The organism is Mesorhizobium sp. P3_B5, from assembly GCF_056402815.1.
Window position 1 is genome coordinate 371057 of sequence record NZ_JBFUGR010000005.1, and the last position, 16435, is coordinate 387491.

Consider the following 16435-nt stretch of genomic DNA (forward strand, 5'->3'; position numbering starts at 1 on the left):
ATCGCACTTGAAACCTGTAAAGTGGAGGAAACGAAATGCGACGGCAATTTTTAACATCAACGACTGCCCTTGTCCTGTTGCTCGGGGTAGGCAATGCCTACGCCGGAATGGACGAGGCCAAAGCCTTCCTGGACAAGGAGATCGGCCCGCTGTCGACGCTCGACCGCGCCGGCCAGGAAGCCGAAATGCAATGGTTCATCGATGCCGCGAAACCCTTCGCCGGCATGGATATCAAGGTCGTGTCCGAAACCATCGCCACCCACCAGTATGAATCGCAGGTGCTGGCGCCGGCCTTTACCGCCATCACCGGCATCAAGGTCACGCATGACGTCATCCAGGAAGGCGACGTCGTCGAGAAGATCCAGACCCAGATGCAGACTGGCCAGAACCTCTATGACGGCTGGGTCAACGATTCCGACCTGATCGGCACCCACTGGCGCTACCAGCAGGTGCGCAACCTGACCGACTGGATGGCGGGCGAGGGCAAGGACGTCACCAACCCGAACCTCGACCTGAAGGACTTCATCGGCACCTCGTTCACGACGGCGCCCGACAAGAAGCTCTATCAGCTTCCCGACCAGCAGTTCGCCAACCTCTACTGGTTCCGCTACGATTGGTTCAACGACGAGAAGAACAAGGCGGACTTCAAGGCCAAGTACGGCTACGACCTCGGCGTGCCGGTCAACTGGTCGGCCTATGAGGACATCGCCGAATTCTTCACCGGCCGTGAGATCGACGGCAAGAAGGTCTATGGCCACATGGACTACGGCAAGAAGGATCCGTCGCTCGGCTGGCGGTTCACCGACGCCTGGCTGTCCATGGCCGGCAATGGCGACAAGGGCCTGCCGAACGGTCTGCCTGTCGACGAATGGGGCATCAAGGTCGACGAGAATTCGCGCCCGGTCGGTTCGTGCACCGCACGCGGCGGCGACACCAATGGCCCGGCCGCCGTCTACTCGATCCAGAAATATCTCGACTGGCTGAAGGCCTACGCCCCGGCCGAGGCACAGGGCATGACCTTCTCTGAATCGGGACCGGTTCCGGCTCAGGGCGCGGTTGCCCAGCAGATCTTCTGGTACACCGCCTTCACCGCGTCGATGGTCGATGCCGGCGCCAAGGCAGTGCTGAACGACGACGGCACGCCGAAATGGCGCATGGCCCCGTCACCGCATGGCGTCTACTGGAAGGACGGCATGAAGCTCGGCTATCAGGACGTGGGTTCCTGGACGCTGATGAAGTCGACGCCGACCGACCGCGCCAAGGCCGCCTGGCTCTACGCGCAGTTCGTCACGTCGAAGACCGTCGACGTGAAGAAGAGCCATGTCGGCTTGACCTTCATCCGGCAGAGCACGATCGACGACAAGAGCTTCACCGAGCGTGCACCGAAGCTCGGCGGCCTGATCGAGTTCTACCGCTCGCCGGCCCGTATCCAGTGGTCGCCGACCGGCACCAACGTGCCTGACTATCCGAAGCTGGCACAGCTTTGGTGGCAGGCGATTGGTGACGCATCCTCGGGTGCCAAGACGGCGCAGGAGGCGATGGACTCGCTTTGCGGCGAACAGGAAAAGGTCATGAGCCGTATCGAGAAGTCGGGCGTCCAGGGCGATATCGGCCCGAAGATGGCCGAAGAGCATGATCTTGCTTTCTGGAACGCCGACGCGGTCGCCAAGGGCAATCTCGCTCCTCAGCTCAAGATCGAGAACGAGAAGGAAAAGCCGATCACCATCAACTACGACGAACTGGTGAAGAGCTGGCAGAAGTAAGACCATTTGATGCGGGCGTTCGCGCCCGCATCGCAACAACCGGGGGGAGGCGGCATCTTGCCGTCTCCCCTGTTTGTGTAAAAGACGAATGCATGTCGCCCAAAAGTGCGCAGCGGTTTTGGGACAACGACATGCACAAAAACAAAGACTTAAAGAGCCTCGCGTTGCCGCTTCAACGCGACGCGCTTTAAGTGGGAGGCAAAATGACCGGATACATCCTAGCCATCGACCAGGGCACGACATCGAGCCGAGCGATCCTGTTCGACGACAAGATGAAGGTCGTCGGCAGCGGGCAGAAGGAATTCACCCAGCACTATCCGGCCTCCGGCTGGGTCGAGCATGACCCGGAAGAGATCTGGTCGAGCGTCGTGACGACGGTCAAGGCCGCCCTGAAGAATGCCGGCTGTGAAGCCTCGGACGTCGCGGCGATCGGCATCACCAATCAGCGCGAAACCGTCGTCATCTGGGACAAGGCGACCGGCAAGCCAATCCACAACGCCATCGTCTGGCAAGACCGGCGCACCGCGCTGCTGTGCCAGAAGCTGAAGAAGCAAGGGCTGGAAAAGACATTCACCAAAAAGACCGGGCTGCTGCTCGATCCCTATTTCTCCGGCACCAAGATCGCCTGGGTGCTCGACAAGGTGAAGGGTGCGAGAAGACGCGCCGAGAAGGGCGAGCTTTTGGCCGGCACCATCGACAGTTTTCTGATCTGGCGGCTGACCGGCGGTAAGGTTCACGCCACCGACGCCACCAACGCCTCGCGCACGCTGGTCTACAACATCGAAAGGAATGTCTGGGACGACGAGCTTTTGGCTATCCTCAACATCCCGGCAAAGATGCTGCCTGAGGTGAAGGACTGCGCCGACGACTATGGCGTGACGGAGAAAGGCCTGTTCGGCGCCGAGATCAGGATTCTGGGCGTCGCCGGCGACCAGCATGCCGCGACCATCGGCCAGGCCTGCTTTGAGCCGGGCATGATGAAATCGACCTATGGTACCGGCTGCTTCGCCCTGCTCAACACCGGCAGCGATCTGGTGCGTTCGAAGAACCGGCTGCTGACCACCATCGCCTACCGGCTGAACGGCAAGACCACCTATGCGCTGGAAGGCTCGATCTTCATCGCCGGCGCTGCCGTGCAGTGGCTGCGCGACGGCATCAAGGTGATCGGCAAGGCCGAGCAGAGCGGCGTGCTGGCGGCGACCGCCGACCCGACTCAAGCAGTCTATCTGGTGCCGGCCTTCGTCGGGCTCGGTGCACCGCACTGGGACGCCGAGGCGCGGGGCGCCATCTTCGGCCTGACCCGCAATTCAGGCCCGGCGGAGTTCGCCCGCGCCGCACTCGAATCCGTCGCCTATCAGACCCGCGATCTGCTCGATGCCATGCGCAAGGACTGGAAGGGCGCGTCGGCGAAAACTGTGCTCAGGGTCGATGGCGGCATGGTGGCCTCGGACTGGACGATGCAGCGGCTGGCCGACATCCTCGATGCGCCGGTCGACCGTCCGACCATTTTGGAGACGACCGCGCTCGGTGCCGCGTGGCTCGCTGGCTCGAAGGCGGGTGTCTGGCCAAAAGCAAAGGACTTCGCCAGGAGCTGGGCGCTCGAGCGGCGGTTCAAGCCGGAGATGGATGCTGCTGTCCGGTCCACCAAGCTCGCAGGCTGGCGCGATGCGGTGCGCAGAACGCTGAGCACGCAATAGATAGCTATCAAATACCCATCAGGTGATTGCTAGGGTGAGGGGAATGAAGCCAGATTGGTATCCTGATTGGCTGGACGAGGCTGTCGAACAGCTGACTACCAAGAATGCGCGCCTTGAGAAGGATTTCCGCCTCGGCAGTTGGCCCCGCTATGACTACGACCTGACGGCTGGAAAACTCCTGTTCTCAGAGGAAGGTGTAGTCAAGGTCGTCGCCGAGATCCAGATTGCAGGCTCAACCAGCGCCAAGGCCAGCAATTGGCTATGGGCCTGGGCAAACTCAAACTTGCCTGGCGAGTTCCTTAGCGACGCAAAGCTGGTTCGATCCTATGGCGAGGAGAACGGCATTGACGAACTGGCTCAGGCTTATGTGACGGATATGGACAATGACCTGGAAGCGCTCGGCTGGGAATTGACCGGGGCAATGGTTCGAATCTGCAACGCCCTTGGAGCCTACCGTTCCCCGCGAGGGGAAGGCGGAGCGCTATATCTGATTTTCAAGAGCATCAGTTGGGCAAGCTAACCGAGATATTGTTTCCAAACCAATCGAGACATGCGCCGCGCGGCCTCAATGAAAGCCCGCGCCGTTGCCGACGCGGGCTTCATCAACGTCTGCTCAACTCTGCCCAGATTCAATAAGGCGAATTGCACTCCTGCCGAGGACCGTAGTTCGGCTGGAAGGTGTTGTCGGATGCGCGGTAGGAGCGGTAGTGGTCATAGCACCACTCCACATGCGCATCGCCTCGATGGACGCGGTTCTGGTTGTTGTTGATGATCGCGCCGGTGATCAGCGCGCCGGCGATGAACGCTCCAGCCGGGAACCAGAAATCGCCGTGGCGACGATAGCCGCGATGATATTCACGCGAGCCGCGATGGCCGTTCCAATAAACGTCACTGTTGTTGCGAGAGAAATTTCGATTGCCGTTGAAGTTGCGATGCTTCATCCACGGCTTGTAATCGACCGCCTGCACATCGGACGACGCCGAAGGCGCCTGCGGCGTGAACATCTGGGCGGCGCCGGCAGGCATGACAGCCGTCGCCGCGAACGAAACTGACAATGTGGCCGCCAGCAAGCCCGACAGGGTCTTGTTCATGATCTTCTCCTTGAAAGGGTAGTTGACGTCCCTTGTGAGGAGGAAACGGCTCGGCGATGCTATGGTTCCGCGCAAACGGTAAGTTACTGATTTGTAATGTTTCTCCAATCCGATCTCGGACGGAAGCCATCCTTCGACTGCTGGTGGACTGGTCGTTTGGCCACCCTCGCCGAAGCGGGTCGCAAGATCTCAGGCAACGGCAACAAAGCCCGGCTTGCGAGCCATCTTTTTCCGGTTGACCGGTCGCGGCACTCTCCCTATGTTCCGCGCAATTTCGAGGGCAGCTTTTCGAGCCCGCGGGAGCGCGTAGCTCAGCCGGTAGAGCAACTGACTTTTAATCAGTAGGTCATGGGTTCGAATCCCATCGCGCTCACCAAAAATACCCCAAGAAAAACAATACGTTAAAGTTTCGCTACCAAAACAAGTAGGCTGCGGGATTTCTGCAGGGCTAACAGACGGCTAACAAAAACAGGCGAGGGCGGACAAATGATCGATTGGGCGCAGATTCGAAAAGACCGCCACGCAAAAGACCGGTCACCTGCAGAATGGCCGGCAGGAGTACAGGCCATCAGCAGCAGCGGCCTTACCTTGCTGGGGATACATGAAAAGAGCGGAGAACTGTACTGGGACGGGCAGCAGGTCGTCACGGCGCGGCGGCTCGCCAAYTTTGAACGCTGGATGGCTGCGCTGGTGACTGCGGCGACGGTGGCCATGGCCTTGATCGAAGGTGGACGCGCCGCAGGCTGGATCACGCATTAAAAAAGCCCGCCACCAACGCGTCTTTGAGTTTTGTCACAGACGCATCGACGCATCGGACCTAAGCTTGCAGCGGGGTGTAGTTTCCTGCAGCGGTGAAAGGATTACTCCGATGCTTGTGAACCTTCCTATGCTTGTGAACCTTTCTCTTGTCGCAGTTGTTCCCCTTGCCGATTGGCTCCGTCATCGAGCCGAGCAGAAGGCGCTGTTGAAGGCAACGGACGAGTTGAGCGTGTCACCAGACGACATGCTCAGCGACATCGGGATTTCCCGTGACGACATCACGACGTTTGGGTTCCGCAGCTCGGCGTCGAGACGTAGGGGCTGAGCAATGAAAAAGCCCGCCACCGTAAGGCATCGGGCTTGGAACTTCCGATGATGAAGCGCCTAGCTTGCGGCTCGCTGTCTTCGTCTTCCTCGGCGTCCTTGCCATCATAGGCGGCTCGCCGACAACTATTCCTGCTGGAATTGACAGGGCCAATCTTCAGGCCTCGTCAAGCCAGAAGGCAACTCGGTCCGGGCGTCTCCGCAAGCCATGTTGAGCTGCCACTGGGACAGACCCGCCGAATTGGAAAGATCGAGGCCCTCGATACGGGTCAGAAAGAAAAAAGCGCGGTCAAAGTCTATCGGCGCGGTGAACGTCGCTCCTCGGAAGTCCGCCCGCGCGAGATTGGCAAACGAAAAGCGGCTGCCGCTGATATCGGCGTCATGGAACTGCGCTCGTCCCAATTCCGCCTTTGTGAAATCAACATTGGTCAGATTGGCGTCCTGGAAATTCGAGCGCTGCACTTCCGCGCTCGCAAACACAGCGCCCTGCGCGTCCATACGGCTGAAGTCGGTCCTGTAGGCCTCGATTTTGTCGAACCGGGCACCTTTGGCGGTCGAGTCGGCCAGGGAAGCACGCACAAGCGTTGCCTTCTCAAAATTTGCCGCAAGGAGATTGCTGTTCCTGAGGTCGGTCGAAGTGAAATCAACACCGAACAGGTTCGCTCCGCTCAGGTCCTGTCCTTTTAGGATGAGAAGCTTTTTGTCACAGTCCTGCCAATTGACGCCAGGCGTCGCGGCTGCGTCGCAATTTTGAGCGGCAGTGGCGTTCTGCCAAGCAAATACAGTGCAAACCGCTAGAACCAAGCCGGATGCGCCGTAAGCTCTGGTTCGCCTCAAAGTCATTGTTGCTGGGCCTCTGCTACTCGCCGACAATCAACCTTACCACATCTGCTGACACTCGAAAGCGACGGCGTTTTGCCGCTAATCCCGCTAGTCCCCACCGCCAAATGAAAAGCCCGCCACCGTGAGGCAGCGGGCCGTGTGTGAGTTCTGTCACAGACGCATCGACGCATCGGACCTAAGCTTGCAGCGGGGTGTAGTTTCCTGCAGCGGTGAAAGGAGTACTCCGATGCTTGTGAACCTTCCTATGCTTGTGAACCTCCCTCTTGTCGCAATTGTTCCCCTTGCCGATTGGCTCCGTCATCGAGCCGAGCAGAAGGCGCTGTTGAAGGCAACGGACGAGTTGAGCGTGTCACCAGACGACATGCTCAGCGACATTGGGATTTCCCGTGACGACATCACGACGTTTGCGTTCCGCAACTCGGCGTCGAGACGTAGGGGCTGAGCAATGAAAAAGCCCGCCACCGAAGCAGCGGGCTATCAAGCAAGCGGCAAGTTTGCCGGTTGATCAGTAGTGGTCCGGCTGCTCTGCCATCTCCCCGGCATCCAGCTCGCCGTCCTCAAACCATACCGTGTCATCGACTCTCCCAGCGAGACGCTGGTCGACATGGTTCGTCCAGCCGAGCGATGGCTCGCCTTCCTCCCGATCGTGCGGCTCGTCAAGCACGTCGCCACCATTTATCAGGTCTCACACTCGATGGAATTCTTCATGGAATATGCAAAGTACGAGCCGAGCGCGATCCATCATTTGGTCAAAGACGTCGCGAGACATGTGTCGGATGGGCTAGGCCCGAGGGAGTCACGGAAAATCAAATACTGAGCGGCCACAAAGGCGCCTGCCTGTCACGGGCACGGCGTCCAGCCTTTCCGCTTCTCGTAATCGCCGAGTCGGTCAGTCAACCAAGCCGAGCGCCCGGAGGCGGCTTGCTGACCGCAGCTTCGTCAAGTTCCGCTTCCAGCTGACCGCTGACAGACTTGGGCGTGTCGGTTCACCGTCGAAGCCCTTCAGCCACGCGTCCGCATATTCGTCCCAGTACTGGGGCACGTCTCGCGCCTTGCCGTCCTTGCGAGCTTGGACGCCGTACATCCACGCATATGCAAAACGGACATGGTCCTTAGCCACGCGTTGGCTCAGCCAAGGATCATTTGAGCTAGTACAATCGTGAGAATCATTGATGCCGGAATGGCTATGAGACAACACATCTCAACGATCCTAGTATTTTGTCGCTTGTCCATCTTCGCCGCCTCGCATTGTTCGTTCTCATTTTGACGTCAACGGGCAGCCGTTGGAAGCGGTTCCAGGCGCGGCGGTCAGAGATGCTGTCGGTGCTGCATATTAGCAACACCTTGTCGAACCATGACGGCGAGCAAAAAGCCCGCCGGCCGAAGCCAGCGGGAGTTGGACAGGCCAGAGTTAGGGTCTTCTGGCAGATTGAAAACGATCCCACCCGGCTTTTGTTTCGGCGCTTGCTAAAGAGTCTCAAGCGCCTCGCCAGCGCGCGTTCCTGCCACCGCTATCCACCCGTGGGTTTCATGCAGGCGTCATAATGTAATGCAAGGTTGTTGGCGCCGAAGGAGTTCTACGTCCTACCTTCGGGGTTCCCAAGACCTCCCAATTGCCCGGCCCGACCGGGCTTCTTTTTAGGCGCCCTTATCCGCTTGGTGAGGCGCGGTTTGTAGGCCTCATTGAAAAGGAGCTGGTGTTGTCGAAATCCGGCACTCATAGCGTGCTCGCTTGGCCGCATGTAGTACCTGACCATGTATGGGTCGAAATGGCTAAACACCCTGACGAATTTCAATGGTCTCCAGCTAACGGGAATCCGCTCTCCCGCTGGTGAAATCAACTAGGGATTATGCGCTCAACGTCGGAGGGCTTGTCTCAGATAAAGGCCATCGCGATCGAGACAATGGTCACTATGACACCCGCAATCGTGTAGATCGTCGAATACTTGTTCAGGTGGAGGCCTACGCGTCCTCCAAATGGCAATGGAACTTCTGGAGCATTTTTGGCGATTTCCTTCGCGAGCGCCTGATTATCGCGGCGTCTGCGCTCTGCGGTGGTCATGAAGGCGAGGTTCCGATCGCCGCGTCCGGCCTCGCGGCAGGGCTGGCAGAACAGCACCTTGATCAGATCCCAATGCATGCAGCCGTGATCTTCACCCAGGCGATCGACGAGCGCTTTGACGTCGAGCTTCACGTTTCGATGGCAGGTCATGCAGTCGACCGAAAGTCCCGATCCGGCCTGCAGCTTTTTGCCGAGCGTGTCCTCGACGAAGGGGTATTTCATGGTCATGGGAATGGCGAACTCCGTTTGAGGGGATCGCCGCAACGGGAGGATTATATTCCTGAAATTGGCACCAATGCCAAGGGGTAACGCAGCCGCCGGACTAAAGCTGCCAGGGCGTTTTCTGTTTCAGCCACTCCGACCAGAAGGCTTTCGCCAATCCCAGCAGGTCTTCCCGCGTCCGGCCGATATCGCGGATCAGGTGGTCGTCATGCTTAGCGAGAATGTCAATATAGACCTCCGGGTCGTTCTGGGACGTCGACCGGTCCGTCTCGTCAGCGGGGCGAGACGGGGGTTGGACATTCAAGAGGGGTGCCACTGCACTGGTCATTGTAGCCGCCACAAGATCGATGGGCGGAAGATAACAAGCCGGTTTGACATTCGAGAAGTGAATTGTGATTATTGCAGCTATCAGCAACTGTGATACCCAAGGCAGGCAATGCTACACCCGCTGGACCCCGAGTTGCTGCGCACCTTCCTCGCCGTCGCCGACACCGGCACCCTCACCAGGGCAGCGGAGACCGTGCATCGAACGCAGTCCGCAGTCAGCATGCAGATCAAGCGGCTTGAGGAGGAGATCGGCGCGCCGCTCTTCGTGCGTGGTCCGCGTGGCGTCGCGCTGACGCTGAAAGGCGATCAGTTGCTTTCGAATGCCCGGCGCATCGTCTCGCTCATCGACGAGACGACCGCATCTATGGGCGCACCGCCGCTCATCGGCCGGGTTCGCCTCGGGATTCCGGAGGAGTATGGTGTTTCCGTGTTGCCCCCCGCGCTTGAAGCGTTCGCAAAGGTCCATCCCGAGGTCGAGGTCTCGTTACGCTACGGCAGATCCAAGCAAAACAAGCAGGCCTTGGCGGCTGACGAGCTCGACCTAGCGGTCGTCTTCGAGTGGCAGGAGTTCACTGACTGCGAGGTTCTGATGACCGATCCCACGGTCTGGATCACGTCCGATGCTCATGCCCTGCACGAACAAAGACCTATCCCGATTGCTATCTCCGACGACCCGGAATGTTCCGATTTCGCCATGCGGCTGCTCGACGTCCGGGGCCTGCCTTACCGGGTGGCGGTTCGGTGCTCCACCATCGGAAACCTCGGGGTCGCCGTCCAGTCCGGGCTGGCAATCGCGCCGTTCTCGCGCAGCAACATTCCCATCGGCTGCCGGGAACTCACCCTGGCGGACGGCTTCGGCGATACCGATGCCGCAAGGGTGGTGATGCACCAAAACATGCGTTCGGGTGGAGAGGCCGTCGAGTCCATGGCGCGAGCAATTCGCAATGCGTTTGCGCGGTCGGCGATTGCCTAACCGATGGGACTGCGCCGCGCACTAGGGTCGGGATCAACGGCTCGGCTCGACAAATTTTGCCAGATGTTTCTCGGCTTAGCTGCGAGTGCGATTGCTACCGCGATCACACCATATGCAACTGCGGCCCGTCTGCTAGCTTATGTCGGCGGCGGACCCCATTTCCCGCCTGGCCGGCGCCTTCCCCATAGGCACCCCAACACGCCCTGCGGCGCCGGCCGTCTTCTCCCTGCCTTCAAGCATTGGGCATGCACCGTCCCCGTCCCGTTCCACCTGATGAAAGGTGCATCCTTGCCGGTGATCCCTTCACCGTCTTGAGCAGCGCCCCACCAGGCAACTGGGGGCGTAGCACCTCACGACCATAGGTATCCATTGCCCGTTCCTTTTTCAGCGAATTCGCATATACAATTGCGCCGAGAGGGAGCCGATTATGTTCGTTGACTACTACGAGCTTTTGGAAGTCAGCCGAAACGCTAACTCAGAAACGATAGAACGCGTGTTTCGCTATTTTGCCATGCGCTATCACCCCGACAACCAGAATACCGGGGACGAAGCGCGCTTCAGCGAAATCGTGGAGGCGCATGATACGCTCAAAGATCCCGTCAAGCGCGCGCAATACGACATTCACTACAATGAGCAGATGAATATACATCGCGAGCTGACCCAGGAAGCCACCGACACTAAAGGCATCGAACGAGATAGCGTCATTCAGGCTAAAGTTCTCACGTTGCTTTATGTAAAACGTCGAAAGGATGTCAACGATCCGGGCATTGGCGACGTGGAGATCGAACGATTGTCAGGCTGCCCTCGTGAACATCTGGAGTTTCATATCTGGTATATGAAGGCAAAAGGTTGGATTTCGAGGATCGAAAACGGAACCATTGCGATCACTATTGAAGGCATAGATCGCGCGAACTCCGAATATCGGCGTGATGTCACCGTTACCAGGCTGCTGGACCATCCTCACTAGTGAAGGGCTAGCCCGCTTTGGCTTGCCCGCGCCCCACGAACCAGCCGTCTGGCCGGCGCTTGAAGACGGCCTGCATTGGGTGCACAGCGCCAATCCTCACCTTGTCGCCAGACTGGTCGCTGGCTAAACTCAACCTTCCCAGGGGAGGGTTCGAACATGGCACTTCAGCTTTCGGCGGATGCTGTTGCTCCTACGGCGGCGGCACCCGACAAATATCTCTTCGGTCCGGTCGCCGATTTCCTCATGCTTGGCGGCAGCGCGTTTCTCATTCTGCCGGTTCTGTTTCTGGTGCCGCTCGAGTACGAAGGTGCCTTGGCCGCAACGATGGTGTTTGTGGCCTATCTCGTGAACTACCCTCACTTCGCCCACTCCTACCAACTTTTCTACCGCAATTTCGGGCGCAAGGTGAGCGGCGACGGCTACGACAGGAGCCTGCAGATCCGCTACATATTCGCGGGCATCCTTGTTCCCCTGATCATGGCCGGTTTCTTCGCCTACAGCGCTGCGGCGGCGAACACGCGCCTGCTCGGATATGCAGCCAACGCGATGTTCTTTTTTGTCGGCTGGCACTACGTCAAGCAAGGCTACGGCATGCTGATGGTGGATGCCGTCCTGAAGCGCAAATTCTTCGACGACCGGGACAAGAAGGTGCTGCTCTTCAACAGCTATGCCGTATGGATTTTCGCATGGCTCCAGACGAACACGGCCGTCACCCAGGGGAAATACTACGACCTGGACTACTACACATTCGCTGCCCCTTCCTGGATCTCCAACATTGCCCTGCTGGCGGCCATAGCGTCCACGGCGGTTACGGTTTTGATGCTGGCCAATCGCTGGCGGAAGAACGGCGGCAAGCTGCCGTACAACGGCGTCGTGGCCTATGTCGCGTCGCTCTACCTGTGGATCCTGATCGTGAGAATAAACCCGCTCTGGCTGCTTGTGGTGCCCGCGCTCCACTCGCTGCAGTACCTGGCGGTGGTCTGGCGCTACCAGACCAATTTTGAGCGCGATGGTCCGGACGCTGTCGCAGATCCGCCGCTGAAAATCCTGTCCTTCCTTGGCCCTCTCTACAGGTTTCGGGTCCTGGGATTCATCGTCGCGGGCGCAGCACTTGGATATCTCGGTTTCTGGTTGATCCCGCTGACGCTGACCAATCTGGTCCCCTACGACAGGCAAGTCCTCGGCTCATCGCTGTTCTTCTTCATCGTGTTGATATTCATCAATGTGCACCACTACTTCCTCGACAACGTCATGTGGCGTCGTGGCAATCCGGAAGTGTCGAAGTATCTGTTCCGCTAAGGCTGCCTGGCGATCGGCTGACGGATATCAAGAGCCTTGGAAAACCAGCGAGACATTCCCGCCGGCGTGGCGCTCGAGTCGGCCGGCAAGGTCGAGTTCCAGAAGCACCATGGAAACCTGGGCGGCGTGGAGGCCGGTATGGCGGATGATCTCGTCCACCGCCACCGGCGTCGGCCCGAGCACTTCGAGCACACCGGTTCGCTCGTCCTCGCCCGGCGGTGGCGTTGCCGAGAAGTCGGGCGGCTCTTCCAGCGGCGCTGTCCTTGGCGCCCGCGAACCGGCCAGTGGCGCGATGGCGCCGGAAACATCGGATGCCTCGGTGACCAGCGTGGCGCCGTCCTTGAGCAGGCCATTGGTGCCGGCGCAGCGTGGATCGAGCGGCGAGCCGGGGACGGCAAAGACCAGCCGGCCCATCTCGCCGGCCAGCCTGGCGCTGATCAGCGAGCCGGAGCGCTGTGCCGCCTCGACCACGACCAGCCCCAGTGCCATGCCTGCGACGAGGCGGTTGCGCCGCGGGAAATCCTGCGCCCGCGGCTGCCAGCCGAACGGCATTTCGGAAACGATGGCGCCGCCGCGCTCGGCGATCTCATGGCACAGTCCGATGTTCTCGGGCGGGTAGGGGAGATCGAGGCCGCCGGCCAGCACGCCGACGGTGCCGGTCGAAAGACTGCCTTGATGGGCAGCCGTGTCGATGCCGCGTGCGAGGCCCGAGACGATGCTGTAGCCGTCGCGGCCGAGATCGGCCGCCAGCATCCGCGCCATCTTGATGCCGGCCAGCGAGGCGTTGCGGGCGCCGACAATGGCGATCGCCGGCAGCCGGAACACCGCGCCTTCGCCCTTGACCGCCAGCAGCGGCGGCGGATTGTCCATGTTTTTCAAGAGCGGCGGATAGTCGGCCTCGCCGATGCCGACGAAGCGGGCGCCGGCCTGGCCGGCCGCCTCCAGCTCCGCCTCGGCCTCGGCAAGGGAAGGAATGCGAACGATCTTTTTGGCGCCGCCGGAAATCATCAGCTCGGGCAGCATCTCCAGTGCCGCCTCAGCCGAGCCAAAACGGTTGATCAGGCCGCGAAAGGAGGCCGGGCCGACATTTTGCGTGCGGATCAGCCGCAGCCAGCTCAGCCGCTGCCGGTCGCTGAGGCGCGGCCCGGCAGGCTTGCTCACCCCTTGGCTCCGATCTTGCCCTCGCTGCCAGCCAGAAGCCGTGAGATGTTTTCCCGGTGTTTGAAGATGACGATCAGGCTCATCACCAGGAACAGCCCTGCAGTCTGCGGCGTGCTCAGGAAGTAAAGCGCGATGGGCACGACGACCGCCGCCGTCAGCGCTGCCAGCGACGAGTAGCGGAGCAGGAAGGCCATCGCCAGCCAGACGACGGCGAAGATCAGCGCCACCTGCCAGGCAAGGCCGATCAGCACGCCGAGATAGGTGGCCACGCCCTTGCCGCCCTTGAAGCCGAGCCAGACCGGAAAGAGATGGCCGAAAAAGGCGCCGAGACCGGCCCAGAGCCCAAGCTCAGGCGCAAAATGACCTGCGATCAGCACGGCCGCCGTGCCTTTCAGCGCATCGAGCAGCAGCGTCGCGGCGGCCAGCCCCTTGCTGCCCGTTCTCAGCACGTTAGTGGCGCCGATATTGCCGGAGCCGATCTTGCGCACATCGCCGAGGCCGGCAGCACGGGTGATCAACAGCCCGAACGGGATCGAGCCGAGCAGATAGCCGAACACCAGCGCCAGGACGTAACCCATTGTTTCCCCCCCGTATTTCGTGGTCCTGCGGATCGGCGCAGCCGACCTATGCCGAAAACACTGTGCGTCCCGCAACCAGCGTTTGCAAGACCTTGCCTTGCAGGCGCGCGCCTTCGAAACAGGTGTTTTTCGAGCGCGAGCGAATGCCGCTTTCGCTAACGATCCACGGCTCGTCGAGATCGACAAGCGCCAGATCCGCGGCCGCCCCCGGCTTCAGCGTGCCGCCGGGCAGGCCAAACAGTTTTGCCGGCGCAGTGGACAGGGTCTCGATCAGCCTGAGCAGCGTTACGTCGTCATTGTGATAGAGCCGCAGCGCCGCCCCCAGCAGCGTTTCCAGACCGATGGCGCCGGCTGCCGCGTCGGCGAAGGGCAGGCGCTTGGTGTCGACGTCCTGTGGATCATGCGAGGAGACGATGATGTCGATCGTGCCGTCCCTGACCGCTTCGATCATCGCCAGCCGGTCCTCTTCGGCGCGCAGCGGCGGTGTCAGCCGGAAGAAGGTGCGGTATTCCCCGACGTCGTTCTCGTTGAGCGACAGATTGTGAATGGCCACCCCCGACGTGACAGTGGCGCCGTCGGCTTTCGCCCGCGTCACCGCTTGCGCCGCCATCGCCGTCGAAATCTTGGCCGCGTGGTAAGCGCCGCGTGTCAACCGCGCCAGCGCCAGATCGCGCTCCAGCGGGATCGATTCGGCCTCACGGGGAATGCCGGCAAGGCCGAGCCAGCTGGCATAGAGACCTTCGTTCATCACCCCTGATGAGGCGAGATCGGCGTCCTGGGTCTCATGCGCGATCACGCCGCCGAAATCGCGCGCATAGGTCAGCGCCCGGCGCATCACCAGCGCGCTGGATATGGTGTGGCGTCCGTCGGTGAAAGCGACGGCACCGGCCTCGCGCAACAGGCCGAACTCGGTCATCTCGCGGCCGGCGAGACCCTTGGTGATCGCCGCCGCCGGAAAAATGTTGACGATGGCCGTGTCCTTGGCGGTGCGCAGCACGAATTCGACCAGGGCGACATTGTCGATCACCGGATCGGTGTCGGGCATCATGACGATCGAGGTGACGCCGCCGGCGGCGGCCGCGACGCTGGCCGAAGCGATGGTCTCGCGGTGCTCGCCGCCGGGTTCGCCGATGAAGACGCGAGCGTCGATCAGGCCGGGAATGATTGCCTTGCCCGTACAGTCGATGACGATTGCGCCTTCCGGTGCGCCCTGGTTCAGGGCGGCCTTGCCGGCGGCAAGGATTTTTTTCCCGTCGACAATGACCGTGCCTGTCTCGTCGACGCCGCGCGACGGGTCGATGATGCGGGCGCGGCTGAAGACCGTTGTGCTCATGCGCCGCGGCCCTCATGGTTGCGGCGCGGATCGAGCAGCGCCTCCATCACCGCCATGCGCACGGCAACGCCCATCTCGACCTGTTCCTGGATGACGCTCTGCGGGCCGTCGGCGATTTCCGAGGCGATCTCGACGCCGCGGTTCATCGGGCCGGGATGCATGACCAGCGCGCCATCCTTGGCCGCCTTCAGTTTCTCGGCATCGAGGCCGAAATAGCGGAAATACTCCCGCACCGATGGCACGAAGGCGCCTTCCATGCGCTCGCGCTGCAGGCGCAGCATCATCACCACATCGGCGCCCTTGAGGCCTTCGGCCATCGAGCGGGTGACGATGACGCCCATTTTTTCGATGCCGGTGGGCAGCAGCGTCGAAGGCGCGACGACACGCACTTGTGCGCCAAGCGCGTTGAGCAGCATGATGTTGGAGCGCGCCACGCGCGAATGCAGGATGTCGCCGCAGATCGCCACGATTAGCTTCGACAGCGGTCCTTTGGCGCGGCGGATGGTCAGCGCGTCGAGTAGCGCCTGTGTCGGGTGTTCATGCGCGCCGTCGCCGGCATTGACCACCGAACAGCCGACCTTTTGCGCCAGCAGGGCGGCAGCACCCGCCGACTGGTGGCGGATGATCAATATGTCGGGGCGCATGGCGTTCAGCGTCATCGCCGTGTCGATCAGCGTCTCGCCCTTCTTCACCGAAGAGCTCGCCACCGACATGTTCATGACATCGGCGCCGAGCCGCTTTCCTGCCAACTCGAACGACGACTGCGTGCGGGTCGAGGCTTCATAGAAGAGGTTGATCTGCGTGCGCCCGCGCAGCGTCGAGGTCTTCTTCTCGGACTGCCGAGAGATCGCGACCGCCCGGTCTGCGCGGTCGAGCAACAGCTCGATGTCGGCGGGGGAAAGATCGCGGATGCCCAGAAGATGGCGGTGGGGATAGAGTGGCAGGGACGAAGCGTCGGTCATCTCAAGGCGCTGCTATAGGGTGGAGATTTCCCGGCTGCAAGCACCAGCTTTGGATTGAAGCCTTTCTCCCCGGT

General features: G+C 60.8%; 16 protein-coding genes and 1 tRNA gene. 9 read left to right on the top strand and 8 right to left on the bottom strand.

The window, feature by feature from the left end; genetic code table 11:
- Positions 1-35 precede the first annotated feature (35 nt).
- The 3 genes from AC1DVW_RS16035 to AC1DVW_RS16045 all read left to right on the top strand — a co-directional run bounded on the left by AC1DVW_RS16035 (position 36) and on the right by AC1DVW_RS16045 (position 3980).
- Complete coding sequence (locus tag AC1DVW_RS16035) at positions 36-1763, top strand: ABC transporter substrate-binding protein (RefSeq protein WP_477269568.1); 1728 nt, start codon at positions 36-38, stop codon at positions 1761-1763.
- Between the two features lie 203 nt (positions 1764-1966).
- Complete coding sequence (glpK, locus tag AC1DVW_RS16040; RefSeq protein ID WP_477324264.1) at positions 1967-3460, top strand: glycerol kinase GlpK; 1494 nt, start codon at positions 1967-1969, stop codon at positions 3458-3460.
- 43 nt (positions 3461-3503) lie between these two features.
- Positions 3504-3980 carry a DUF6882 domain-containing protein gene (locus tag AC1DVW_RS16045; RefSeq protein ID WP_477324266.1) on the top strand — a complete coding sequence of 159 codons (477 nt, stop codon included), beginning with the start codon at positions 3504-3506 and terminating at the stop codon, positions 3978-3980.
- 109 nt (positions 3981-4089) lie between these two features.
- Here AC1DVW_RS16045 and AC1DVW_RS16050 read toward each other — a convergent pair whose 3' ends face one another.
- Positions 4090-4551 carry a BA14K family protein gene (locus AC1DVW_RS16050; protein WP_477243126.1) on the bottom strand — a complete coding sequence of 154 codons (462 nt, stop codon included), beginning with the start codon at positions 4549-4551 and terminating at the stop codon, positions 4090-4092.
- 300 nt (positions 4552-4851) lie between these two features.
- Between AC1DVW_RS16050 and AC1DVW_RS16055 the strand changes: the two genes are divergently transcribed.
- Both AC1DVW_RS16055 and AC1DVW_RS16060 read left to right on the top strand, forming a co-directional pair.
- Positions 4852-4927, top strand: a tRNA-Lys gene (locus AC1DVW_RS16055).
- 110 nt (positions 4928-5037) lie between these two features.
- Positions 5038-5310 (top strand): hypothetical protein, encoded by a 273-nt coding sequence (locus AC1DVW_RS16060; protein WP_477324268.1) that lies wholly within the window; start codon positions 5038-5040, stop codon positions 5308-5310.
- Between the two features lie 450 nt (positions 5311-5760).
- Here the strand turns inward: AC1DVW_RS16060 and AC1DVW_RS16065 are convergent, their stop codons facing one another.
- On the bottom strand, positions 5761-6477 hold the full coding sequence (locus tag AC1DVW_RS16065) for a pentapeptide repeat-containing protein (protein ID WP_477243078.1): 717 nt from the start codon (positions 6475-6477) through the stop codon (positions 5761-5763).
- 511 nt (positions 6478-6988) lie between these two features.
- Between AC1DVW_RS16065 and AC1DVW_RS16070 the strand changes: the two genes are divergently transcribed.
- The gene (locus AC1DVW_RS16070; RefSeq protein ID WP_477243080.1) at positions 6989-7294 is read left to right on the top strand and encodes a hypothetical protein; all 306 of its coding nucleotides are present in this window, start codon (positions 6989-6991) and stop codon (positions 7292-7294) included.
- Positions 7295-8353: 1059 nt separating this feature from the next.
- Here the strand turns inward: AC1DVW_RS16070 and AC1DVW_RS16075 are convergent.
- Both AC1DVW_RS16075 and AC1DVW_RS16080 read right to left on the bottom strand, forming a co-directional pair.
- Positions 8354-8767, bottom strand: a complete 414-nt coding sequence (locus AC1DVW_RS16075) for a hypothetical protein (protein WP_477247186.1) — start codon at positions 8765-8767, stop codon at positions 8354-8356.
- A gap of 94 nt (positions 8768-8861) precedes the next feature.
- Positions 8862-9089 carry a hypothetical protein gene (locus AC1DVW_RS16080; RefSeq protein WP_477247184.1) on the bottom strand — a complete coding sequence of 76 codons (228 nt, stop codon included), beginning with the start codon at positions 9087-9089 and terminating at the stop codon, positions 8862-8864.
- A 108-nt stretch (positions 9090-9197) separates the two neighbouring features.
- Here AC1DVW_RS16080 and AC1DVW_RS16085 point away from each other — a divergent pair, with 108 nt between their 5' ends.
- The 3 genes from AC1DVW_RS16085 (at position 9198) to AC1DVW_RS16095 (ending at position 12327) form a co-directional block, all read left to right on the top strand.
- Positions 9198-10061 (top strand): LysR family transcriptional regulator, encoded by an 864-nt coding sequence (locus tag AC1DVW_RS16085; RefSeq protein ID WP_477247182.1) that lies wholly within the window; start codon positions 9198-9200, stop codon positions 10059-10061.
- Between the two features lie 427 nt (positions 10062-10488).
- The gene (locus AC1DVW_RS16090) at positions 10489-11028 is read left to right on the top strand and encodes a DnaJ domain-containing protein (RefSeq protein ID WP_477247180.1); all 540 of its coding nucleotides are present in this window, start codon (positions 10489-10491) and stop codon (positions 11026-11028) included.
- 156 nt (positions 11029-11184) lie between these two features.
- The gene (locus tag AC1DVW_RS16095) at positions 11185-12327 is read left to right on the top strand and encodes a hypothetical protein (RefSeq protein ID WP_477324270.1); all 1143 of its coding nucleotides are present in this window, start codon (positions 11185-11187) and stop codon (positions 12325-12327) included.
- Between the two features lie 27 nt (positions 12328-12354).
- On the opposite strand, the gene dprA is transcribed toward AC1DVW_RS16095, so the two are convergent.
- Genes dprA through AC1DVW_RS16115 form a run of 4 tightly spaced genes read right to left on the bottom strand, consistent with a single transcriptional unit; the run spans position 12355 to position 16361 of the window.
- Complete coding sequence (dprA, locus tag AC1DVW_RS16100; RefSeq protein WP_477324272.1) at positions 12355-13488, bottom strand: DNA-processing protein DprA; 1134 nt, start codon at positions 13486-13488, stop codon at positions 12355-12357.
- Positions 13485-14066, bottom strand: a complete 582-nt coding sequence (gene plsY, locus AC1DVW_RS16105) for a glycerol-3-phosphate 1-O-acyltransferase PlsY (RefSeq protein ID WP_477247175.1) — start codon at positions 14064-14066, stop codon at positions 13485-13487. The genes dprA and plsY overlap by 4 nt, the downstream gene beginning before the upstream one ends.
- Before the next feature lie 46 nt (positions 14067-14112).
- Positions 14113-15399: a dihydroorotase gene (locus AC1DVW_RS16110; protein ID WP_477324274.1), complete on the bottom strand. Its 1287-nt coding sequence runs from the start codon at positions 15397-15399 to the stop codon at positions 14113-14115.
- Positions 15396-16361 (bottom strand): aspartate carbamoyltransferase catalytic subunit, encoded by a 966-nt coding sequence (locus AC1DVW_RS16115; protein WP_477247172.1) that lies wholly within the window; start codon positions 16359-16361, stop codon positions 15396-15398. The genes AC1DVW_RS16110 and AC1DVW_RS16115 overlap by 4 nt, the downstream gene beginning before the upstream one ends.
- Positions 16362-16435: the final 74 nt, after the last annotated feature.